The sequence below is a fragment of the Mesorhizobium newzealandense genome (genome assembly GCF_042682145.1).
In the GTDB taxonomy this organism is placed as follows: Bacteria; Pseudomonadota; Alphaproteobacteria; order Rhizobiales; family Rhizobiaceae; genus Mesorhizobium; species Mesorhizobium newzealandense.
Genome location: NZ_JBHUGZ010000027.1, coordinates 24,267 through 45,885, shown reverse-complemented (window position 1 = coordinate 45,885; position 21,619 = coordinate 24,267). Strand labels below are relative to the sequence as shown.

The window sequence follows — 21,619 nt, the reverse complement described above, 5'->3', positions numbered from 1 at the left end:
AGTGCATGACGGTTGGCCGAACGCTTCTCAAGTCGTTGCTGACGGCGGCCCTGCTGGCGGCGGGATTGCAAGCGACCCAGGCCGACGAATGGCGCACCACCTCATCGCTGATCGGCGAGTCCAAATACGGCGACAATTTTCAGCACTATGACTACGTCAACCCGAATGCGCCCAAGGGCGGCACGCTGAATTCGGTGGTGCTCGGCACTTATGACAGCTTCAACCCCTATATCGTCCAGGGATCGCCGGCCGCCGGCCTGATCGGCTTCGGCGGCGGCCTGCTCTATGACACGCTGATGGAGCAGGCGACCGACGAAGGCAGCACCAGCCATCCGCTCATTGCCGACGCCTACAAATATCCGGCCGACTATTCCTCGGCGACCTACCGGCTCGACCCGCGTGCCAAATGGCACGACGGCCAGCCGATTACTGTCGATGACGTCATCTGGTCGTTCCAGGTGCTGAAGGCCAACAGCCCGATGTACAGCCGCTATTTCGAGAATGTCACCGATGCCGTGGCGATTTCGGACCGCGAAGTCGAATTCCATTTCAGCCAGAAGGGCAACCGGGAACTGCCGAAGATCATCGGCGACCTCGCCGTGCTGCCCAAACACTGGTGGGAAGCCGACGATGCCAACGGCAAGAAGCGCGACGTCACCAAGCCGACGCTGGAAATCCCGCTCGGCTCCGCTGCCTACAAGATCGCCAGCTTCAAGCCGGGCTCGGAAATCGTCTGGCAGCGCGTGCCGGATTACTGGGCGGCCAAGCTGCCGGTGAAGATCGGCCGCGAGAATTTCGACACGCAACGCTTCACCTATATTCTGGACGACAATGCTGCCTGGCTCGCCTTCACCAAGGGCGGATTGGATGACGTGAAGCCGGAAAACAGTTCGAGGCGCTGGAAAACGGCCTATGATTTTCCGGCAGTCAAAACCGGCGACGTTATCAAGCAGGAATTCAAGACCACCTCGCCTGAGCCGATGCAGGCTTTCATGCTGAACCAGAGGCGTCCGCTGTTCCAGGATCGCCTTGTTCGCGAGGCACTGACCTACCCATTCGACTTCGAGAGCATGAACCGAACCCTGTTCTTCGGTTTCAACACCCGCACATCAAGCTATTTCCAGGGCACCGAACTGGCGTCGAGCGGATTGCCGCAAGGCAAGGAACTGGAGATTCTGGAAAAGCATCGCGACAAGCTGCCGCCCGAACTGTTCACCCAGGAATTTAAGCTCCCGGTCTACGATTCGCCGCAAGCAGAACGGAAGTACCTGAAGCAGGCCGTCGATCTCTTCGCCAAGGCAGGCTGGGTGATCAAGGGCGGCAAGATGGTCAATGCCAAGACCGGCGAGCCGTTCAAGTTCGAAATCCTTGGCTGGAACGACACCGACCAGGTGATCTCCAGCCCCTATATCGCCAATCTGCGCAAGATCGGCGTCGATGCGACTCTGCGCCTGATCGACCAGACCCAGTACGTGAATCGCGTCAACAATTTCGATTTCGACGTCATCATATCGCAGCTTGGTCAGTCTGAATCACCAGGAAACGAGCAACGGGATTTCTGGAGTTCGAAGGCCGCCGATCGGCCCGGCTCGCGCAATTACGCCGGCATCAAGAATCCGGTCGTCGACGATCTGGTCGACCGCATCATCTTCGCTACCGACCGCGATGATCTGGTTGCCGCCACCCATGCGCTCGACCGGGTGTTGTTGTGGAATTACTACGTCGTGCCACAGTATTATCGAGCCGTGGTCTGGTTGGCTTACTGGAACAAATTCGGCATTCCCGACAAGCAGCCAGCCTATGTCGGCGCCGACCAGAATTCCTGGTGGATCGACCTCGGCAAGGAAAAAGCGCTGGCCACCAAATACAGGGGCAGCAATTGATAACGGTCCTTGCCCGCCGCGATTTCCTTGCTTTGGGCAGTGCTGCCGCGGCCGCCGCCTTGCTGCCCGGCAAGGCCTTCGCCACCATCCCGACCGGCACCAAGCTGCACGGCCTGTCGGCCTTCGGCGACCTGAAATACAAGCCGGACTTCGCGCATTTCGACTATGTCAACCCGGACGCTCCCAAGGGCGGCCAGATGAATTTCGCACCGCCGAACGCCACCCTCAATCAAAGCTCCCTGACTTTCAACACGTTGAATTCCCTGGTGTTGAAAGGAGATTCGCCGCCGCGCACGGAACTCTGTTTCGATTCCCTGATGGCAAGCGCGCTCGATGAGCCGGACGCGGTCTATGGCCTGCTTGCCGAGTCCGTGACCTTGTCGCAAGACCGCAACAGCTTCCGCTTCAGCCTGCGACCGCAAGCACGGTTCAATGACGGCTCGCCGCTGACCGCTGAAGACGTTGCCTTCGCCTTGAAACTCTACAAAGACCAGGGCCATCCGAACCTTTCCAAGGCGCTGCGCTACATGACGAAAGCGGTCGCGACCGATCCCGTCACCCTCGATCTCACCTTCAACGGCGAACAGTCGGCACAAAACATCCTTGCGATCGTGTCCATGCCGATCGTGTCCAAGGCCTTTTATACGGCCCATGATTTCGATGCCTCGACGATGACGCCGCCGCTCGGCTCGGGACCGTACAAAGTCGGGCGCGTGGCAGCCGGACAGACCGTCGAATATGAACGCGTCGCCGACTATTGGGGCCGAGATCTCGCCGTGAACCGCGGCCTTTACAATTTCGACCGCATCCGCATCGACTTCTATCTTGATCGGCAGGCCGCGTTTGAAGCCTTCAAGAAAGGTGACACGCATTTCCGGGAGGAATTTACCGCACGGGTATGGGCGACCGGTTACGACTTTCCGGCGCTGAAGGACGGCAAGGTCGTCAAACGGGAGTTTCCCGGGGAAAAGACGCCAGACATGCAGGGTGTCGCGCTGAACCAGCGTCGTCCACAATTCCGCGACGAGCGGGTGCGGCGGGCGATAGCCAGATGCTTCGATTTCGAATGGATGAAGCGGGCGCTGTTTTACGGCTCTTACGAGCGCTCTCAATCGAACTTCGAACGGTCGGACTACAAGGCCGAAGGTCTGCCCTCGTCTGGGGAATTGGCCCTGCTGGAGCCGTTCCGGGCCGAGTTGGCGCCGGAGGTCTTTGGCGAAGCCGTGACGCAGCCTCTGTCCGACGGTTCGGGCCATGACCGCAAGCTGCTGGGCGAAGCTTCGAGATTGCTTGCGCAAGCCGGCTGGAAGCGCGCCGGCAGTTTTGTCGTCAACGACAAGGGTGAGCGGCTGCAGGTTGAAATGCTGGCAGAAGATGACGGCATCGTTCGCATCTTCACCCCATGGTCCGAGAATATGAAGGCGATCGGGATCGACGCCTCGATCCGGCAAGTCGATTCGGCACAGTATGAACAGCGGCACAGCGATTTCGACTTCGATCTTACCGTGCTGCATTGGTCGATCGGGGCGACGCCGACTGTTGACGGCCTGGAGATGCTCTATGATTCCCGGATGGCGAAAACGCCGGGACAGCGCAATTATCCCGGGACTGAGAGCAAAGCCATCGACGCGCTGATCGTGGCGGCCGGCAAGGCGCCGAGCCGAAGCGATCTCGTTACCGCGCTCAGAGCGCTCGACCGGGTCTTGCGCGCGCGACTAGACTGGATTCCAACATACTATCTGGCGAATCACCGCGTCGCCTTTTGGGACATGTTCGGTTTTCTCGAGCAGAAGCCCGATTTCGGCTTTCCGGTCGAGACGCTGTGGTGGTTCGATAAGGGCAAGGCGGCAAAAATTGGCAAAGGCTGAGATGTTCGCTCAAGCAGGGCAAAAGGCCTGATGGGCGCCTATATCCTGCGCCGCATCCTGTTGATGATCCCGACCCTGTTCGGCATCATGGCGATATCCTTCGCCGTCATCCAGTTCGCCCCCGGCGGCCCGGTCGAACAGGTCATCGCCCGGCTGACCAACCAGGGCGGCAGCGATCGCCTCGGTAGCGGCGGTGGCGACGCAGGCGGCAGCGCCAATTTCGATGCCGCCGGCGATGTCAGCTCGAAATATCGGGGCGCGCAGGGTCTCGATCCGGAATTCATCAAGAAGCTGGAGAAGCAGTTCGGCTTCGACAAGCCGCCGCTCGAGCGCTTCGGCATGATGCTGTGGAACTACGCCCGCTTCGATTTCGGCGACAGCTATTTCCGCGACATTTCGGTGCTCGACCTGATCCTGGAAAAAATGCCGGTGTCGATCTCGATCGGGCTGTGGATCACGCTTTTGTCCTATCTGATCTCGATCCCGCTCGGCATCCGCAAGGCGGTCAAGGACGGCACGCCCTTCGACGTCTGGACCAGCGGCGTCGTCATTGTCGGCTATGCCATTCCAGGCTTCCTGTTCGGCATCATGCTGATGGTGCTGTTTGCCGGCGGCTCGTTCTGGGACTGGTTTCCGCTGCGCGGCCTGACATCCGACAATTGGGACCAGTTGTCCTGGTCGGGCAAGATCGTCGACTATTTCTGGCACATGACCTTGCCGCTGACGGCGCTGGTGCTGTCGGCCTTCGCCACCACCACGCTGTTGACCAAGAACTCGTTCCTGGAGGAGATCCGCAAGCAGTATGTGGTGACGGCGCGCGCCAAGGGCCTGTCGGAACGGCAGGTGCTCTACGGCCACGTCTTCCGCAACGCCATGCTTATCGTCATCGCCGGTTTTCCGGGCGCCTTCATCTCGGCCTTCTTCACCGGTTCGCTGCTGATCGAGAACATCTTTTCCCTCGATGGCCTCGGCCTGCTCGGCTTCAGGTCGGTGGTCGAACGCGACTATCCGGTGGTGTTCGCCAACCTCTACATCTTCTCGCTGCTCGGGCTGTTCGTCGGATTGCTGTCCGACCTGCTCTACACTTGGGTCGATCCGCGCATCGATTTCGAGCGGAGAGACGTCTGATGTCGGACACGACCGCCACCACGCAGGCGGCACCGGAGCGGATCGCGCGGCCCTTCCTGTCGCCGCTCAACAAGCGCCGCCTGCAGAACTTCAAAGCCAACCGGCGCGGCTACTGGTCGCTGTGGATCTTCCTCGTCCTGTTCGTGCTGTCGCTGTTTGCCGAACTGATCGCCAACGACAAACCGATCATCGCCTCCTACAAGGGCGAGATTCTGTTTCCGGTGCTGGTCGCCTACCCCGAGGAAAAATTCGGCGGCTTCTATGCCATCACCGACTATCGCGACCCGGTCATCCAGGACGAGATCAACGCCAATGGCTGGATGATCTGGCCGCCGGTGCGCTACTCCTACCAGACTGTCAACAACGCCATTCCGGAAGCAGCACCCGCCAAGCCGTCCTGGCAGTATGACGCCAAGGCGCGCTGCATCCAGTATCCACAAGGGGCAGCCGACCCGGCCTGCATCGTCGGCAACTGGAACTGGCTCGGCACCGACGACCAGGCGCGCGACGTGCTGGCGCGCGTCATCTACGGCTTCCGCATTTCGGTGCTGTTCGGCCTGATCCTGACCGCCGGCTCGGCCTTGATCGGCGTCGCGGCCGGCGCCGTACAAGGCTATTTCGGCGGCTGGACCGATCTCCTGTTCCAACGCTTCATCGAAATCTGGTCGGCGATTCCGGTGCTCTATCTGCTGCTGATCGTCGCCGCCATCCTGCCGCCGGGCTTCTTCATCCTGCTCGGCCTGATGCTGTTGTTCTCCTGGGTGGCGCTGGTTGGCGTGGTGCGGGCCGAGTTCCTGCGCGCCCGCAACTTCGAATATGTCAACGCGGCCCGCGCACTGGGCGTGCCCAACCGCACCATCATGTTTAGGCACCTGTTGCCCAACGCCATGGTGGCGACACTGACCTTCATGCCCTTCCTGCTCAGCGGCTCGATCTCGACGCTGACCTCGCTCGACTATCTCGGCTTCGGCCTGCCGCCTGGCTCGGCCTCGCTTGGCGAACTGTTGAAGCAGGCGCAGCGCAATCTCAACGCGCCGTGGCTCGGCATTTCCGGCTTCGTCGTTATCTCGCTGATGCTGTCGCTGCTGGTCTTCGTCGGCGAGGCGACGCGCGACGCCTTCGATCCGCGCAAGACGTTCAGATGAGCGACACTCCCTTGCTCAGTGTGCGAGATCTCAGCGTCGCCTTTGCGCAAGGCGGACAGCAGTCGATGGCCGTCGACCACATCTCGTTCGACATCGCCAAGGGCGAGACGGTGGCGCTGGTCGGCGAATCCGGCTCCGGCAAATCGGTCTCGGCGCTGTCGGTGCTGAAGCTCTTGCCCTATCCCAGCGCCAGCCACCCATCGGGAAAGATCCTGTTCCAGGGTGCCGACCTGCTTGCGATGAGCGAAAAGCAGTTGCGGCAGGTGCGCGGCAACAAGATCACCATGATCTTCCAGGAGCCGATGACCTCGCTCAATCCGCTGCACACGATCGAGCAGCAGATCGTCGAGATCCTGAAGCTGCATCAGGGCATGGCCGACCGCCCGGCCAAGGCGCGCACGCTGGCCTTGCTCAACGAGGTCGGCATCCGCGATCCGCAAAAGCGCCTCGATGCCTATCCGCACCAGCTGTCCGGCGGCCAGCGCCAGCGCGTGATGATCGCCATGGCGCTGGCCAATGAACCCGAACTGCTGATCGCCGACGAGCCGACGACGGCGCTCGACGTCACCGTGCAGGCGCAGATCCTCGAGCTGCTGGCCGGCTTGAAGAGCCGCAAGGGCATGTCGATGCTGTTCATCACCCACGACCTCGGCATCGTGCGCAAGATCGCCGACCGGGTCTGCGTGATGACCAAGGGCAAGATCGTCGAGACCGGGCTGACCAAGGAGATCTTCGCCAACCCGCAGCACCCCTATACGCGCCATCTGCTGGCCGCCGAGCCGAAAGGCAAGCCGCCGGCCGCCAACGCCGCTGCCAAGCCTGTCATGACCGGCAAGGACATCAAGGTCTGGTTTCCGATCAAGCAGGGCTTCTTCCGCCGCACCGTCGACAATGTGAAAGCGGTCGACGGCATCGATGTCACCGTACGCGCCGGCCAGACGCTGGGCGTGGTCGGCGAATCCGGCTCCGGCAAGACGACGCTCGGCCTGGCGCTGGCGCGGATGATCTCGTCGACCGGAAGCATCCAGTTCAACGGGCGCGATATCAACCAGCTCTCCTTCAACGCCATGCGGCCGTTGCGGCGCGAATTGCAGATCGTCTTCCAGGATCCGTTCGGCTCGCTCAGCCCGCGCATGTCGATCGCCGAGATCATCGAGGAAGGCCTGAAGATCCACGAGGCGAAGCTGTCGCCCGACCAGCGCGACGCGCGCGTCGCCGATGTGCTGAAGGAAGTGGGGCTAGACCCTGCGACACGCAACCGCTACCCGCACGAGTTTTCCGGCGGCCAGCGCCAGCGTGTCGCCATTGCGCGCGCCATGGTGCTCAACCCGCGTTTTGTCATGCTCGACGAGCCGACATCGGCGCTCGACATGAGCGTGCAGGCGCAGGTCGTCGACCTGTTGCGCAGCCTGCAGGCCAAACACGACCTTGCCTATCTGTTCATCAGCCACGACCTCAAGGTCATCCGGGCGCTGGCCAACGACGTCATCGTCATGCGCAACGGCAGGATCGTCGAAGCCGGGCCTTCCGAGCAGATTTTTGAAAATCCGCAAACGGACTATACTCGGGCACTGATCTCGGCCGCCTTCAAGATCGAAACGGCGCCAGTCGGCATCGTCAGCGAGTGATTTGCGTAAAAAGGGACTAGAAGACCAAGATGGAAAAAGGCCGCATCCTGCTTGCCGTCACCGGCTTTCATCCGCAGCGCTGGCGCGACCTGCTGTCGGCCGAGCGCGAGGTGGTGCTTGAGCCCGACGGCGCCAGCGACCCTTCGATCACCTACGCGGTGGTGTGGAAGCAGAAGCCGAACCTTCTGGCGTCGCTGCCCAATCTGCGCGCCATTTTCTCGATCGGCGCCGGCGTTGACCACATCTTCGCCGATCCCGGCCTGCCCGACGTGCCTATCGTCAAGGTCGTCGCCGACAACCTCACCCAGTACATGACCGAATATGTCGTCTGGCGGGTGCTTGACCATCACCGCCAGGGCCTGCTCTACCGGTCGCAGCAGCCGAAGAAGATCTGGCACGAACCACAGCAGCGGCCAGCCAGTGATATTTCGGTCGGCATCATGGGGCTCGGCAATCTCGGCCGCGCCGCGGCCTCGGTGCTTTTGTCGCTCGGCTTTGCCGTCAATGGCTGGTCACGCAGCGAGCGGCCGATGAAAGGCGTTGCGACCTATTCCGGCGAGGCCGGATTGATCCCCTTCCTCAAGGCGACCGATATCCTGGTCGTGCTTCTGCCGCTGACGCCGGACACGCACGGCATCATCAACTACGGCGTGCTGAAGGAGCTGAGGAAACGCAACGGCCTCGGCGGCTCGGTGCTGATCAATGCCGGACGTGGCCGCCTGCAGAAGGACGCCGACATCATGCGGGCGCTGGATGACGGCACGCTGAAGGAGGCAAGCCTCGATGTGTTCGAGGTCGAGCCGCTGCCGAAGACCAGTCCGCTGTGGGGACATCCGAAAGTGTTCGTGACGCCGCACGCGGCGGCGACCTCCGACCCCGTCCACCTGGTGCCGATCATGCTGCGCCAGATGGACGCTTTCGAACGCGGCGAAAAGCTCGACAATCTGGTGGACCGCAAGGCGGGGTATTAGAGCGGACTGGCGTCCTTCTGGGCGCGCGCGAACGTTTCTATTTCAGGCCGATGGGCGCCCGATCTAGCCAGGCAGGAGCTTCTTCTGCTTGTCCGGCTGGCCGCAGTCGCGGCGATCAATCGACCGGTTCATGGCATCGATCTCGCCGGTCGCCTTGTCGGCGTCGCGCTTGGTCTTGGAGCGCACGTCCGGCGTGAACGGGCCGAAGCCCATCGCCGGATTGGAAAATGTCGGCTTGGCCTTCGTCGACAGATGATATTGCTGCGCCAGCCCGTTGCGCTGCGCCAGCAGCTGGTCGCAGGGCACGCTGTCATACTGCAGGGAGGACTGTATGTCGGCGTCCTGCCGCTCGGCCATTGAACTGCCCGCGCAGCCGGTGGCCACAAGGCAAGATGCCAAGACAATCATGTTCCAGCGCATCGACTATGCTCCTCCTGATATCCCGCCTTGATGCGACCAGATCGCAAATATCAGTCGCGCATGCAAATCGGACTTTTTCGCAGCACGGATGCCTGCCGGGACGATGAAAGACTGCCGCCTCAACCTGCCGGCGGCTTGCCTGCCACAACGACCAGCCCGTCGACGGGTTCCCGGCGATCCTGCCGGATCACGGTCGTTTCCAGCGACAGGATCGAAAACCCGCCGGCAGCCAGGACGTCACGCACATAATGTTGCGAATGTGCGTAGCGGCGCGACGGCTGCAACACAAAATCGCCAGTGCCGGCCAAGCTCTCGACGGAAAAGGCGAAAAGGCCATCCCTGGCCAGCAAGCCGGCAATCGACTTCACCACGCTGTCGAGCGCACCGACATAGATGAAGACATCGGCGACCGTCACCAGATCGGCTTTCGGGCCGGCATAGGAAAAATCCCGCAGATCGGCCTTGCCAAGGACATCGTAGACGCCCTTGGCCCGCGCCTGCTTCAGCATCCTGGCCGAAATGTCATATCCCTCCAGCCGATCGGCGATCGGCCGCAGCCTCTGCCCCATCAGCCCGGTGCCGCAGCCGAGATCGAGCGCCAGCGGAAAGCGGCCCGGCCTGGCGGTTCGAATGGCCTGATCGAGCAACTCGGGCAGCCGGTACCCCAGCCTGTCGACCAGCGATTCATCGAAGCTCTCGGCATAGTGGTCGAACAGCGTCTCGACGAAGGCGCTCGGCAGTGCGTCGGTCCGCGGTGCCTTGCCGATCAATTGCAGATTCAGGGCGGCACCCTGACGATCCGTCGGATCGAGTTGCAGCGACACCGTCCATGCCTGCGCGGCCAGGTCCGGAGCACCCGCCGCCTGCTGCATTTCGCCGAGGCGAAACCAGCCCATCGCCCATTGCGGCGTCAGTTCCAGTGCGCCGAGCAGCAATTCCACTGCCGCCGCATGATCGCCATCCGCGTGAAGCATCTCGGCATAATCGGCGCGGCGATCGGCGTTCAAGTCGCCGGACGAGGCCTGGAGCGGTTTCATGGCGATGGGTCCTGTCGGCGGACGAAGCCGGCGGTGCTGTATGCGGGAGTCAGCAGTCACTTACAACAGGCTTCCCGCAGCGGAATTATATCCTATCTTGGGATCATGCGCGCCTCAGACCTGCTCCATCCCCGGCCCGAGGGCCTCTACTGCCCGCCGGGCGATTTCTTCATCGACCCGGTGCGGCCGGTGAACCGGGCGCTGATCACGCATGGCCATTCCGATCATGCGCGTTCCGGCCACCGTTCCGTACTGGCAACACAGCAGACGCTCGACATCATGGGCTTGCGCTATGGCGAGAATTTTGCCGACACGACGCAGGCAGCACAGCTTGGCGAGACGATTGTCCTCAACGGCGTCGGCATCAGCTTCCATCCAGCCGGGCATGTGCTGGGCTCGGCGCAGATCGCCGTCGAGCACCAGGGCACGCGCATCGTCGCTTCCGGCGACTACAAGCGGCGGAAAGACGCGACCTGCGCGCCATTCGAGCCCATCCAATGCGATGTATTCATCACCGAGGCGACTTTCGGCCTGCCGGTGTTTCGCCATCCACCCGACACGGAAGAGATCGCCCGCCTGCTGAAATCGGCGGCGCAGTTTCCCGAACGCTCGCATCTGGTCGGCGCCTATGCGCTCGGCAAGGCGCAGCGGGTGATGCGGCTGTTGCGCGACGCCGGCTACGACATGCCGATCTACATCCATGGCGCGCTGGCCAGGCTCAGCGACTATTACCAGAGCCAGGGCATCGACCTCGGGACGCTCGAACCGGCAACGGTGGAGGGCGGCAGGCAAGATTTCGCGGGCGCCATCGTGGTCGGTCCGCCTTCGGCTTTCGCCGACCGCTGGGCGCGGCGCTTTCCCGATCCGATCTCGTGCTTCGCCTCGGGCTGGATGCGCATCCGCCAGCGTGCCAAGCAAGGCGGCGTCGAGTTGCCGCTGATCATCTCGGACCATGCCGACTGGGACGAGCTGACCGCCACCATCAAGGAGACCGGAGCCGAGGAGATCTGGGTGACACATGGCCGCGAGGAAGCGCTGGTGCGCTGGTGCGAGCTCGAAGGCATCGCGGCGCGACCGCTGCACCTTGTCGGCTACGAGGACGAGGGCGATTGATGGCATGAACCGCTTCGCCGAGCTACTCGACCGCCTGGTGCTGACGCCGTCTCGCAACGGCAAGCTCACCCTGCTGACCGACTATTTCCGCGGCGTCGAGGATCCCGATCGAGGCCTGGCGCTGGCTGCCATCACCGGCGATCTCACCATAGCCGCGGTCAAGCCGGCGATGCTGCGCACCCTGGTCACCGAGCGCATGGATCCGGTGCTGTTCGGCTATTCCTACGACTATGTCGGCGATCTCGCCGAAACGGTGTCGCTGGTCTGGCCGCAAACGCCCGGGAACATCCCGAACCGTGAGCCGACGCTCGGCGAGGTCGTCGCCAAACTGCAGGCGGCAAGCCGCTCCGACGGACCGAAGGTGCTGGCCGGGCTGCTCGACAGCGCCGGCATCTCGGCCCGCTTTGCCATCATCAAGCTGGTCACCGGTGGCCTGCGCATCGGCGTGTCGGCGCGCCTGGCCAAACAGGCGCTGGCGGATTTCGGCAAAGTCGATGTCACCGAGATCGAGGAGCTTTGGCATGGTCTGTCGCAGCCTTACACGGCGCTGTTCGCCTGGCTGGAAGGCAAGGCCGAAAAGCCCAAGAACACAGCGATGGCGTTGTTTCGCCCGGTGATGCTGTCAAACCCGGTCGGCGCCGGCGATCTCGAAAAGCTCGAGCCCGCGGATTATGCGGCAGAATGGAAATGGGACGGCATCCGTGTCCAGGCGGTCGCCGAAGGCGGTATCCGCCGGCTCTATTCACGCACTGGCGACGATGTCTCCAGCGCCTTTCCGGACCTCGCCGACGCCATGCATTTTTCCGCAACGCTGGACGGCGAACTGCTGGTCGGTAATCCCCGGCAGGCGACGGGCACCTTCTCGGATTTGCAGCAGAGGCTGAACCGCAAGACGGTGACGCCGAAGATGCAGCAGCAATATCCAGCCTTCATGCGCTGCTACGATGTGCTGCAGATCGGCGCCGAGGATTTACGCGCGTTGCCGTTTAGCGAGCGGCGCGGCCGTCTGGAAACCTTTGTCGGAACACTCGACCCGAGCCGTTTCGATCTTTCGCCATTCGTCGACTTCGCCGACTGGCAGGCGCTGGAGGAACTGCGCCGGGCGCCGCCGCATCCGATCATCGAAGGCGTGATGCTGAAGCGCTGGGAATCACCCTATGTCGCCGGGCGGCCGAAAGGCCCGTGGTTCAAGTGGAAGCGCGATCCGCACACGGTGGATGCCGTGCTGATGTATGCCCAACGCGGCCATGGCAAGCGTTCGAGCTTCTACTCGGACTACACGTTCGGCGTCTGGTCCGGCGGGGAAGGCGAGGAGGAACTGGTGCCGGTCGGCAAGGCCTATTTCGGTTTCACCGACGAGGAGCTGAAGCAGATCGACAAATATGTCCGCGACAACACGGTCGAACGCTTCGGGCCGGTGCGCTCGGTGCGGGCCGACCGTGACAACGGCCTGGTGCTGGAAGTCGCGTTCGAAGGACTCAACCGCTCGACCCGGCACAAATCCGGCGTCGCCATGCGCTTTCCCCGTATTTCACGATTGCGCTGGGACAAGCCGGCCAACGAGGCCGACCGCATCGAGACACTGCAGGCGCTGCTCGATCGCTAGACCCCGGCTGTAAGCCGCTTGGCTTGGGAAGCCAGGCGGGAAAATGGTTGCTTTTGTGGTCATATGCTCCCAGCTTGATCGCCCATTCCAGGCAGGAGCGCATATGATTTCCCGATCTGACAAGGTTGACCGATTTCGTGCTCTGCACAAATCCGGTTGCTTCATGATCCCCAATCCATGGGACATAGCCGGCGCCCGGATGATGGTCAGCTTGGGCTTCAAAGCGCTCGCCACGACATCGTCGGCATATGCGTTCTCCAAAGGCAGGAAAGACGGAGCATTGGAAGTCGGTCGCGATGAGAGCTTGGCATACGCTGCCGAGATAGCGGCTTCGACCGATGTTCCGGTTACCGCGGATCTGGAGGACGGCTACGAAGACAGCCCCGAAGGTGTTGCCGAGACCGTTCGACTCGCGGCGGAGGTTGGACTGGCGGGCGTTTCTATCGAGGACAGGCAGCCGAATTCCGATTTGCCGATACGCGATTATGATACCGCCGTCGCGCGGGTAGCTGCCGCGGCCGACGCTGGCCGAAGATACAACATCGTGTTGACGGCCCGCGCCGATGGCGTGGGCAAAGGAGCATATGATCTCGATGAGGCAATTCGCCGTCTCAAGGTCTTCGAGTCCCTTGGCGCCGAGGTTCTCTATGCGCCCGGCGTGCCAGACCTGGCCTCCCTCCAGAGGCTTTGCCGCTCGGTCGGCGCTCCGGTAAATCACGTGCTCGGCCAAGGTGTCTCCGGATTGACCTTTGACCAGATTGCGCAGGCGGGTGTGCGGCGGATAAGCGTCGGTGGCTCGATTGCCCGCGCAGTCGGTGGAGCGCTGATGACCGTGTGTCAGGAAATTGCGGCGGGCGACTTCACCGCGTTGGAATCCGCTCCGGCCTGGGGTGATCTACTCAGCCCCAAACCGGTGATGTAAGTCGAGCTTTGAGTCTTACTTCTCTACCGAGACACGGATTTCGTAGATGTCCGCGGCCTTACCCTGCTTGTCGAAGTCGGAATTGACGGCGATCGTGCCGGCCGAGCCCGGGTGCTTGTCGGGAAACTGCACGTCGAACAGATATTCGTTCTGCTGTTGGCCGACCGCGTAGCGCTTGCGGCCGCAGTCGCCCAGTTCGCCGAAATTGCAGTCGACGGAAATCTGCGTCTCCTTACCCTCTTCGGAGCGGGCGATGATGTCGAACACGGCATGTTTGCCGGCGAGCTTCTCCAGCACGCCTTGCCCGACGTCGAAGCTGATCGCCGAACCGGAGGCACCGGAACGGATGCGCAGGAACGATCCGGTATCGTCCTTCATCACCTCGGCCTTGGCATCCGACGGGGCGCTGACATGCGACGCGTCGGTCGGCGAAAACACGTTGATCCAGTCGCGCGACTGGTCTGCGGCACCGGGCTTTGCCGGGCCGCCATCGGCCGGTGTGAAATCGTCGCCTTCGACGGTCGGCGGTGCTTCGGGCGGCGCGGTATCGAGCTGCGCCTGCGTCTTGAACACACCAGTCTGCACGGCGAAGAACAGGCCGATGCCGACAGCGGCAAGCAGCGTCACGGTCAGGAAGATGGCGGTCAGCGGCAGGCGACGCCCCCTTATGCGCCGTTCATCGCGGTCGGGTGCGACTTCCGCCGCAGCGCCTGCCGACGCCGGAGCCGACATGTCGATGGCCGGCGCGCCGGGAAGGGTAGCGTCCGGCATGATGTCGGGAACGACCGGCAGCACACGCGAGAGCGGTGCATCGGAGGCGGATGGCATGGGCGCGTCGACCACGGATGGCACGGGCGCGTCGACGACGACGGCGGGTGATGACGCCGGTTGACCGGTCTCGACCGCAGGAGCGGTGTCGGCACCAAGCTCGACCGCCGGTGCATCGCCCTGCGGACCGACATCCGGCACTGCCGGCAGGTACTCGGATTCGATTTCGGTGATTTTCGCCTGGATCGACTTGCGGCGTTTGATGGCGACTTCCACGGTCACATCGGGATTGGCCTGGAGCGCGCGGTCGAGCGCGGCAAAAGCCGACCGATAGACCCTTTCGCGGAACGCGCGGTCCTCGGCATTGCCTTTCTCCAGGGCGTTGCGGATCGCTTTTTCGATCGCGTCCAAGCGGGTCCCTCTGCACGTTTGCCCAACCTTGCCATGATCGTTAGCCGCAGGCGACCAATCAATCAACGGGCGAGCGGCGCATTCTGCCTCGTCAGGGTGTGCAAAGTCCATTGCGGCGCTGTTCCGGCAACGAAAACAGCATGTTTCATCGATTTTCACGCGCAGGGCCGATACGGCCGGCTTTCGACGTCGGCACGACACCCTCGCAGGAATTGCCAAGTCGCATCTTGAATTCGCGGCCGGTTGAGTCTATCACCCAGCCCATCTTGGAGGTCTCAGCCTCCCGTGCCGCTTTAGCTCAGTTGGTAGAGCACATCATTCGTAATGATGGGGTCAGGTGTTCGAGTCACCTAAGCGGCACCAAACTTTTCAATCACTTACCCCGATATCGTGCCGTCTTTCTTCGCCGAATAGGTAACAAGACAGGTAACAAAATTCTCGACGCTAGAGTTTCGAGTATGTATCCGTATCGATATCAATGCCTTGGCGCATCATTCGTAATGATGGGGTCAGGTGTTCGAGTCACCTAAGCGGCACCATATTTTCCAGTAAAATTTCAACAAGTTCAAATGGATGGCCTAAATATCAGTCGGCTGTCCTCGATGTATCACCCCCATCAGGAAGCTCTCAGGCCCGCCAGCGTGAAGCAACGGACTTCGTCCGCTCGCAACCTTTTTCAGTGCCGACCGGCTGGCGCCAGGGGAAATTGGGCGAACATCTTGGTGAGGTTGGAGGCCTCGCCTCGGGATCGAACCGAGGCTTCAGAGATTTGCCGTCTCCAGCGTAGCCGCTCCGCCACGAGGCCATCGTTGTCGAAATAGCGGCCAAATATTTACGGAAAGGTTAAGGCTGAGGCGATCGATCGGACCGCCGCTAACCATGCCGATCAGAACGCCGTTGGCGACGTTCTCGACCTTACCGAAACCGAGCTGCGGCGCACTGCGTTCGACCTGGCCGATCGTGCTCACGTCGTCGATCCGCCGGAGCAAAGGATTGCAACCCGGCGGAGCGCATCTGCCATTGTCGGGACCCTGGTTTGGTGTGAAACTCATGGCCTCAGCATGGGAGGTCAAAAAATGTCCAACAATTTCAAGACCGGAGACGTCGTCAAGCTGAAGTCCGGAGGCCCCAGGATGACAATAAGCGACGGCGCGGCCTCAGGCATATTTATGTGCCATTGGTTCAACCGTGAGGGTGACGTGTGGACCCCGCAACATGCCGGCTTCAAGCCAGACCAGTTGGTCGCGGCTGACGAATCAGACTAGCGGCTCGGATAACGCGGCTGCGGCGAGAGTGGCGGCGGCGCAGCGCAAAGTCGTTCGTCCCACCGCGCGAACGGATCGGCATTCGCGACCGACGGATTTCTTTCATCGCGGCGTTTAACGGTTGAAGCGTGATGGCGGCACAGGCCGTCGGCGACGCCCAACCCGGAGACGCCAAGCATGATCAGCCGTTCGATAATCATCGTTGCCTTGAGTTTGCAGACCGCTGCGGCTCTCGCCCAGACAGCGACGCAGCCGCCTTCCCCTACACCTACACCGCCGACCGCCGCACCGGTTGCCCCAGCAGCCAGGTCCGACATCACGCTGGCCAAGTTCCAGAAGCGGCGGGAGAAGGCGATCATGGCGGCCGACACCGACAGCGATGGCAAGATCAGCCTGCTGGAATGGACAGCCTTTCAGGCGAAACGCAACGTCAAGGGCGACCCCACAAAATCCTTTGCACGTCTCGATTCCAACCATGACGGTTTCATCGACCGCGCCGAACTCGATGCATTCTTCGCCAAGCGCTTTGCCAGGCTGGACAAGAATGCCGACGGCGTCCTGACGGCCGACGAGCTGTCGAGCCATAAAACCGCTCCCAAGCCGGAGCAATGACCAAGAGGCAATGACGCGCGATGAACATCGGGAGTGCGCCGGCTGATGAGCGCCGATCCGGACGAGGAGCTGGTTCGCCGTGTCGGCGCCGGCGATCCGGCAGCCGTGCAAACCCTGGTCGCGCGCAAACTGCCGCGTATCCTGGCGCTTGCCGTGCGCATGCTCGGCGATGCGGCGGAGGCCGAGGATATCGCGCAGGAGACCTTTCTACGCATCTGGCGCCATGCCTCGGGCTGGCGGCGCGGCAATGCGCACTTCGACAGCTGGATCCACCGGGTGACGCTGAACCTCTGCTACGACCGGCTGCGCCGCAGGCGCGAATGGGTGACCGACGACCTGCCGGAAATGGTCGACCCCTCGACACTTCCCGATGCCCATCCGCAAGAGGACGCGCTTCGGGTCGAACAGGCGTTGCAGGGCATAGCGCCGCGCCAGCGCGAAGCGATCATCCTGGTCTACTACCAGGAGATGTCCAACATCGAGGCGGCGGCGACCTTGCAGATCAGTGTCGACGCTCTGGAGAGCCTGCTTTCGCGCGGCCGGCGGTCGCTGCAGACCATACTGGCCAGGGATTGCGCCGATGAGTGAGAACCGGGCAAGCAGCGCCGATGGGCAAGGGGAAGACCATGGCTGAAGGGTCCAGGAACGAGCCGGCAATGGATGCCAAGCGCTTTGCCGCCCTGGCGGCGGCCTATGGCGGCGACTTGCGGCGATGGCCGGAGGCCGAACGGATGGCTGGCGCGATCTTTGCCGCAAACACGGCTGGCCAGGCCATCCTGCATCATGCCGGGACACTTGACGGTCTGCTTGACAGCTATCACGTCGAGGCCCCGGGCAAGGCCCTGCATAGCGCCATCCTGCAGGCCGCCGGCCGGCACCTCGTCCAACGCCGGCGCCAGCGGTTCTGGTGGCTGGGGCTGGGGCTTGCCGGCATTGGTCTGGCCGGCGCCGTGGCGGGATTGGCCCTGGTGAGCATCGTCACGCCCGAGGTCCAGCCGGACCACTATGTGCTGGATGCCAACGCGACAGCGTTCGGCGATGCCGGCCCGGACCGCGACACGATCGAGGAGGACCTATGAACATGAGCCGAAACCTCGTCATCGCGTCGGTGGTGCTCAACGTCTTCCTGGCCGGAGCGCTGGCCGGCGGAGCCATCTGGATAAGAAGCGGCAAGTCAGGCCAGGGCTACTCACTGGAGGCGGCCGGTGGCCGGCTTCCCGAGCAGGATCGCACGGTATTCCGCAAGGCGTTGCGCGACGTTCGCCGTGACTCCCGTCAGGTCATTCTCGATGGCCAGCAAGCCAGGCGCGAAGCAGCAGACCTGCTGCAACAGCCGGTTCTGGACACGACGGCCCTGTCGGCGGCGCTGGAGCGGGCCCGCAATGCCGACGTCACCGTGCGCACGCGGCTGGAGCAGCGCATCGTCGAGTTCGCGGCGGCAAGCTCCGCCGAGGGTCGCAGCGTTCTGGCGGAAGGGCTCACAAGACGCGCCGGACAGCAATCGTCGGCGGTGCCAAAAAAATCGCCGTGACGACCGACGGAAAACGCCGACGGCGCCGTTTAACAGGAGAAGGGCAGGACCTGCCGGACCGTGTGGTGCGAACAGGTTTTCAACCTTGGAAACTTTCGGAGTATGACCATGAATCATCTGACAAAATATGCGCTCACCGCCGCTCTTGCCGTGACCGGAACGGTTGCGACGGTCGCGGCATCCTCGGCGATGCCAATGGCGCCACTTGCCGCGCCGGCGCTGGTCGAGCATGTCGCCTGGGGCTGTGGACCGGGCTGGCATCCCAATCCCTGGGGACGCTGCGTGCCCAACCGCGTGGTGGTCTACCCTCGCTACCATTGGCACGGCCCGGCCTTCTACGCCTGGCATCGGCACCATGTCTGGCACCGCCGGCATCACTGGTAGGAATGCGCGGGGCCGGCCGTGCCGGCCTCCCCGACCCGGTTGAATAGGCACGAAAACGGCTCGAACGGGCCTCATGCGCCAGGCGCATGAGGCTCCAGCAATGGAGAGCTGACTTGGCTGTCCCGGCCTCCAACTCCTTGCCGCCAGATCCGGCACTCGTCGTGTTCAACCGCTTCGGGTTCGGCGCAACACCCGGCGACCGCGAGATGCTTGCCGGCGACCCGCGCGGCTATCTCAAGATGGAGCTGCGGCAAGCCGACATCGCCATGATCTCGCTTGACGATCCCGCCTATGCCGGCTTGCTGGGCAGCACGCCCGCCATCCAGGCCAGCATGGCGGCAAATTTCCAGCGCAAACTGGACCGCATGGCCGCCGCGGCAGCGCAGCCAGCGACGGCGAGCGCCCAAGCCATGCCTGCACAGGACACGCCTGGCATGGCTGCCCAACCCATGCCGGCGCCCACGCCGGGCGTCAAACCCGCCGTGCCGCCGGTCGAGGCGACATTGTTCCGGGCGGAAGCGCAGGCGCGTTTCGACAAGGCCATTCGGGCCAAGGCCGGCTTCGTCGAACGGCTCGTCTGTTTCTGGTCGAACCATTTCTGTGTCTCGGTTGCAAAGGACAATATCGTTCGTGCCAGCGCCGGCGCCTTCGAGCGGGAAGCCATCCGCCCTTTTGTGCTCGGCCGCTTCGCCGACATGCTGCTGGCGGTGGAACATCATCCGGCGATGCTGTTCTATCTCGACAACCAGCAGTCGGTTGGCCCGGACTCGCGTGCGGGCAAGAACCGCAAGCGCGGGCTCAATGAAAACCTCGCTCGTGAAATCCTGGAATTGCACACGCTCGGCGTCGGCAGCGGCTATGGCCAAGCCGATGTCACCAGCTTCGCCCGCATCCTCACCGGCTGGACGATGGCCGGTCGCGAAGGTCGACTGGGCGAACCCGGCAGTGCCGTCTTCAACGCAAACGCACATGAGCCGGGTGATGCGGTGCTGCTCGGCAAGACCTATCCTGCCGGCGGCATGGGACAGGCCGAGGCGGCCCTCAACGATATCGCCCGTCATCCTGCAACGGCGCAGCACATCGCCACCAAACTGGCCCGCCATTTCATCGCCGATACGCCCCCGCCGGCCACTATCGCCCGCCTCGCCAAGGTCTTCACCAAGACCGACGGCAATCTGCGGGCGCTGGCGGGCGCCCTCGTCGACATGCCGGAGGCGTGGTCGACGCCGTTGACGAAGATGCGCTCGCCCTTCGACTATGTCGCCGCCATCCGAAGGGCGGCCGGTCCCGGCCCGGCGAACGATCCCGGCCAGTCGCTCGGCTGGCTCAGCGCGCTGGGCGAGCCGCTCTGGCAGCCGCCGGGACCGAACGGCTTTTCCGACGGGGCCGACGGCTGGGCCTCGGCGGAGGGCATGAAGATCCGCCTCGACATCGCCTGGCAGGCAGCACGGCAGGTCAGGGAGATCGGCAATCCCAACGACATGCTCGATGCGCTGATCGGCCCTGCCGCCTCACCGGAGACGAGGCAAGCGATCGCCCGGGCCGAATCCAAGCAGCAAGGGCTGGCACTGTTGCTGATGGCTCCGGAATTCCAACGTCGATAATCCCAGCGCAGATCATTCCAGCGACGATAGCTCCCGTGGAGACGATGTCATGAGCCTGCTGTGCGAAGTCCCCGATCCCTCCCGCCGCGCCGTCTTGATGACCGGCGGTGCGCTGTTTGCCTGGGCCTATATGCCCCGCTTTGCCCGCGCCGCCGACAATCGCGATCCGCGCCTGATCGTCATAGTGCTGCGCGGCGCGCTTGACGGCCTGTCGGCGGTCGGTCCGATCGGCGATCCCGACTATGCCGGCCTGCATGGCGACATCGCCCTGTCGCTGGCCGGTCCGCATGCGGCGCTGCCGCTCGACGGCTTCTTCGCGCTCAATCCGGCGATGCCGGTGTTTGCGCGGTTGTTCAGGGGCAATCAGGCGGCGGTCGTGCATGCGGCCGCGACCGGCTATCGCGAGCGCTCGCATTTCGACGGCCAGGACGTGCTGGAAAGCGGCTTTGTCGGCCCCGGCCATGTCGCCACCGGCTGGCTTAATCGGGCGCTCGAGAGCCTGCCGCCGGGCGACCGTGTGGCGACACTTAGCGGGCTGGCAGTCGGGCCATCGACGCCGCTGGTGATCCGCGGGGCAGCACCGGTGCTTGGCTGGGCGCCGCAATCGCTGCCGGCGCCCAGCGACGGGCTGGCGGCGCGCGTTCTCGATCTCTACCAGCACCGCGACCCGGTTCTCGCTGTGGCCCTGCAAAATGGGCTCGATGCCGACCGGATGGCCCTGGACGACAAGATGGGCAAGTCAATGAAGCCGAAGGGTGGTCTCGACAGTGCGTCGGGGATGCGGCAGGCGGCACAGGGCGCCGCCAAGCTGATCGCGGCCGATGACGGGCCGCGCATTGCAGCCCTTGCCTTCGATGGCTGGGACACGCATGTCAACGAGGGCGGTGCGACCGGCCGTCTCGCCACCTTGCTCGGCGGCCTCGACGGCGCCTTCGAGGAATTCGAGAAGGGCTTGGGCGAGCGCTGGAAGGACACGGCGATCGTCGCCATCACCGAGTTCGGACGCACTGCCCAAATCAACGGCACCGTCGGCACCGATCATGGCACCGGCACCGTGGTGCTGCTGGCCGGCGGCGCGATCAAGGGTGGGCGCGTCATCGCCGACTGGCCGGGATTGAAGCCGGCTCAGCTTTACGAACGCCGCGATCTGGCGCCGACCAGCGATGTCAGGGCGGTGCTGAAGGGGCTGCTCGCCGATCAGTTCGGCCTTTCGGCCGCAGTGCTCGGCGACAAGGTGTTTCCCGATTCGGCCGCTGTGAGACCTATGCGGGACCTCATCGCGTGAAATCGGCCGAGGCGGATGCGCATCTGTGCCGGCGCGTC

22 protein-coding genes and 2 tRNA genes are annotated in these 21,619 nt (G+C 63.3%); 19 read left to right on the top strand and 5 right to left on the bottom strand.

The genetic code is table 11. From position 1 onward, the window contains the following. Positions 1 to 5 precede the first annotated feature (5 nt). Genes ACFSOZ_RS32225 through ACFSOZ_RS32200 form a run of 6 tightly spaced genes read left to right on the top strand, consistent with a single transcriptional unit; the run spans position 6 to position 8,623 of the window. Positions 6 to 1,883, top strand: coding sequence for an extracellular solute-binding protein (locus tag ACFSOZ_RS32225; RefSeq protein WP_379104856.1), 1,878 nt, complete (start codon positions 6 to 8; stop codon positions 1,881 to 1,883). Beyond that, positions 1,883 to 3,751, top strand: a complete 1,869-nt coding sequence (locus tag ACFSOZ_RS32220; RefSeq protein ID WP_379104894.1) for an extracellular solute-binding protein — start codon at positions 1,883 to 1,885, stop codon at positions 3,749 to 3,751. The genes ACFSOZ_RS32225 and ACFSOZ_RS32220 overlap by 1 nt, the downstream gene beginning before the upstream one ends. 30 nt (positions 3,752 to 3,781) lie before the next feature. Next, positions 3,782 to 4,879 (top strand): microcin C ABC transporter permease YejB, encoded by a 1,098-nt coding sequence (locus ACFSOZ_RS32215; RefSeq protein WP_379104854.1) that lies wholly within the window; start codon positions 3,782 to 3,784, stop codon positions 4,877 to 4,879. Then, entirely contained in the window at positions 4,879 to 6,024 is a 1,146-nt protein-coding gene (locus ACFSOZ_RS32210) for an ABC transporter permease (RefSeq protein WP_379104852.1), read from the top strand. The genes ACFSOZ_RS32215 and ACFSOZ_RS32210 overlap by 1 nt, the downstream gene beginning before the upstream one ends. Continuing rightward, complete coding sequence (locus ACFSOZ_RS32205; protein ID WP_379104850.1) at positions 6,021 to 7,652, top strand: ABC transporter ATP-binding protein; 1,632 nt, start codon at positions 6,021 to 6,023, stop codon at positions 7,650 to 7,652. Before ACFSOZ_RS32210 ends, ACFSOZ_RS32205 begins: the two co-directional genes overlap by 4 nt. A gap of 29 nt (positions 7,653 to 7,681) precedes the next feature. After that, positions 7,682 to 8,623, top strand: coding sequence for a 2-hydroxyacid dehydrogenase (locus tag ACFSOZ_RS32200; RefSeq protein ID WP_379104849.1), 942 nt, complete (start codon positions 7,682 to 7,684; stop codon positions 8,621 to 8,623). 63 nt (positions 8,624 to 8,686) lie between these two features. Here ACFSOZ_RS32200 and ACFSOZ_RS32195 read toward each other — a convergent pair whose 3' ends face one another. Continuing rightward, positions 8,687 to 8,980: a hypothetical protein gene (locus tag ACFSOZ_RS32195; protein WP_379104847.1), complete on the bottom strand. Its 294-nt coding sequence runs from the start codon at positions 8,978 to 8,980 to the stop codon at positions 8,687 to 8,689. A 182-nt stretch (positions 8,981 to 9,162) separates the two neighbouring features. Continuing rightward, positions 9,163 to 10,080: a methyltransferase domain-containing protein gene (locus tag ACFSOZ_RS32190; protein WP_379104845.1), complete on the bottom strand. Its 918-nt coding sequence runs from the start codon at positions 10,078 to 10,080 to the stop codon at positions 9,163 to 9,165. A 105-nt stretch (positions 10,081 to 10,185) separates the two neighbouring features. Here ACFSOZ_RS32190 and ACFSOZ_RS32185 point away from each other — a divergent pair, with 105 nt between their 5' ends. The 3 genes from ACFSOZ_RS32185 (at position 10,186) to ACFSOZ_RS32175 (ending at position 13,721) form a co-directional block, all read left to right on the top strand. Further along, on the top strand, positions 10,186 to 11,193 hold the full coding sequence (locus tag ACFSOZ_RS32185; RefSeq protein WP_379104843.1) for a ligase-associated DNA damage response exonuclease: 1,008 nt from the start codon (positions 10,186 to 10,188) through the stop codon (positions 11,191 to 11,193). A 4-nt stretch (positions 11,194 to 11,197) separates the two neighbouring features. Then, complete coding sequence (locus ACFSOZ_RS32180) at positions 11,198 to 12,799, top strand: cisplatin damage response ATP-dependent DNA ligase (protein WP_379104841.1); 1,602 nt, start codon at positions 11,198 to 11,200, stop codon at positions 12,797 to 12,799. Between the two features lie 103 nt (positions 12,800 to 12,902). Further along, positions 12,903 to 13,721, top strand: coding sequence for an isocitrate lyase/PEP mutase family protein (locus ACFSOZ_RS32175; RefSeq protein WP_379104839.1), 819 nt, complete (start codon positions 12,903 to 12,905; stop codon positions 13,719 to 13,721). Positions 13,722 to 13,736: 15 nt separating this feature from the next. Here ACFSOZ_RS32175 and ACFSOZ_RS32170 read toward each other — a convergent pair whose 3' ends face one another. After that, positions 13,737 to 14,900, bottom strand: coding sequence for a hypothetical protein (locus ACFSOZ_RS32170; protein WP_379104838.1), 1,164 nt, complete (start codon positions 14,898 to 14,900; stop codon positions 13,737 to 13,739). Positions 14,901 to 15,187: 287 nt separating this feature from the next. On the opposite strand from ACFSOZ_RS32170, the gene ACFSOZ_RS32165 reads away from it, so the two are divergent. Together ACFSOZ_RS32165 and ACFSOZ_RS32160 are read left to right on the top strand one after the other, a co-directional pair. Beyond that, a tRNA-Thr gene (locus ACFSOZ_RS32165) sits at positions 15,188 to 15,263 on the top strand. A gap of 29 nt (positions 15,264 to 15,292) precedes the next feature. Continuing rightward, positions 15,293 to 15,439, top strand: a tRNA-Thr gene (locus tag ACFSOZ_RS32160). 222 nt (positions 15,440 to 15,661) lie between these two features. Here the strand turns inward: ACFSOZ_RS32160 and ACFSOZ_RS32155 are convergent. Continuing rightward, on the bottom strand, positions 15,662 to 15,868 hold the full coding sequence (locus tag ACFSOZ_RS32155; protein WP_379104836.1) for a hypothetical protein: 207 nt from the start codon (positions 15,866 to 15,868) through the stop codon (positions 15,662 to 15,664). Positions 15,869 to 15,961: 93 nt separating this feature from the next. Between ACFSOZ_RS32155 and ACFSOZ_RS32150 the strand changes: the two genes are divergently transcribed. Continuing rightward, on the top strand, positions 15,962 to 16,165 hold the full coding sequence (locus ACFSOZ_RS32150) for a YodC family protein (protein WP_379104834.1): 204 nt from the start codon (positions 15,962 to 15,964) through the stop codon (positions 16,163 to 16,165). On the opposite strand, the gene ACFSOZ_RS32145 is transcribed toward ACFSOZ_RS32150, so the two are convergent. After that, positions 16,162 to 16,524, bottom strand: coding sequence for a hypothetical protein (locus ACFSOZ_RS32145; RefSeq protein WP_379104832.1), 363 nt, complete (start codon positions 16,522 to 16,524; stop codon positions 16,162 to 16,164). The genes ACFSOZ_RS32150 and ACFSOZ_RS32145 overlap by 4 nt on opposite strands. On the opposite strand from ACFSOZ_RS32145, the gene ACFSOZ_RS32140 reads away from it, so the two are divergent. The 7 genes from ACFSOZ_RS32140 to ACFSOZ_RS32110 all read left to right on the top strand — a co-directional run bounded on the left by ACFSOZ_RS32140 (position 16,523) and on the right by ACFSOZ_RS32110 (position 21,581). Next, on the top strand, positions 16,523 to 16,777 hold the full coding sequence (locus tag ACFSOZ_RS32140) for an EF-hand domain-containing protein (protein WP_379104830.1): 255 nt from the start codon (positions 16,523 to 16,525) through the stop codon (positions 16,775 to 16,777). The two genes, ACFSOZ_RS32145 and ACFSOZ_RS32140, sit on opposite strands and share 2 nt — an antisense overlap. A gap of 45 nt (positions 16,778 to 16,822) precedes the next feature. Beyond that, entirely contained in the window at positions 16,823 to 17,365 is a 543-nt protein-coding gene (locus ACFSOZ_RS32135; RefSeq protein ID WP_379104828.1) for an RNA polymerase sigma factor, read from the top strand. A 38-nt stretch (positions 17,366 to 17,403) separates the two neighbouring features. After that, on the top strand, positions 17,404 to 17,856 hold the full coding sequence (locus ACFSOZ_RS32130; RefSeq protein WP_379104826.1) for a hypothetical protein: 453 nt from the start codon (positions 17,404 to 17,406) through the stop codon (positions 17,854 to 17,856). Between the two features lie 2 nt (positions 17,857 to 17,858). Beyond that, entirely contained in the window at positions 17,859 to 18,308 is a 450-nt protein-coding gene (locus tag ACFSOZ_RS32125; protein WP_379104825.1) for a periplasmic heavy metal sensor, read from the top strand. Between the two features lie 108 nt (positions 18,309 to 18,416). Beyond that, positions 18,417 to 18,692 (top strand): GCG_CRPN prefix-to-repeats domain-containing protein, encoded by a 276-nt coding sequence (locus ACFSOZ_RS32120; RefSeq protein WP_379104823.1) that lies wholly within the window; start codon positions 18,417 to 18,419, stop codon positions 18,690 to 18,692. A gap of 86 nt (positions 18,693 to 18,778) precedes the next feature. Continuing rightward, on the top strand, positions 18,779 to 20,296 hold the full coding sequence (locus tag ACFSOZ_RS32115) for a DUF1800 domain-containing protein (RefSeq protein WP_379104822.1): 1,518 nt from the start codon (positions 18,779 to 18,781) through the stop codon (positions 20,294 to 20,296). A gap of 49 nt (positions 20,297 to 20,345) precedes the next feature. Continuing rightward, the gene (locus ACFSOZ_RS32110) at positions 20,346 to 21,581 is read left to right on the top strand and encodes a DUF1501 domain-containing protein (protein ID WP_379104820.1); all 1,236 of its coding nucleotides are present in this window, start codon (positions 20,346 to 20,348) and stop codon (positions 21,579 to 21,581) included. Positions 21,582 to 21,619: the final 38 nt, after the last annotated feature.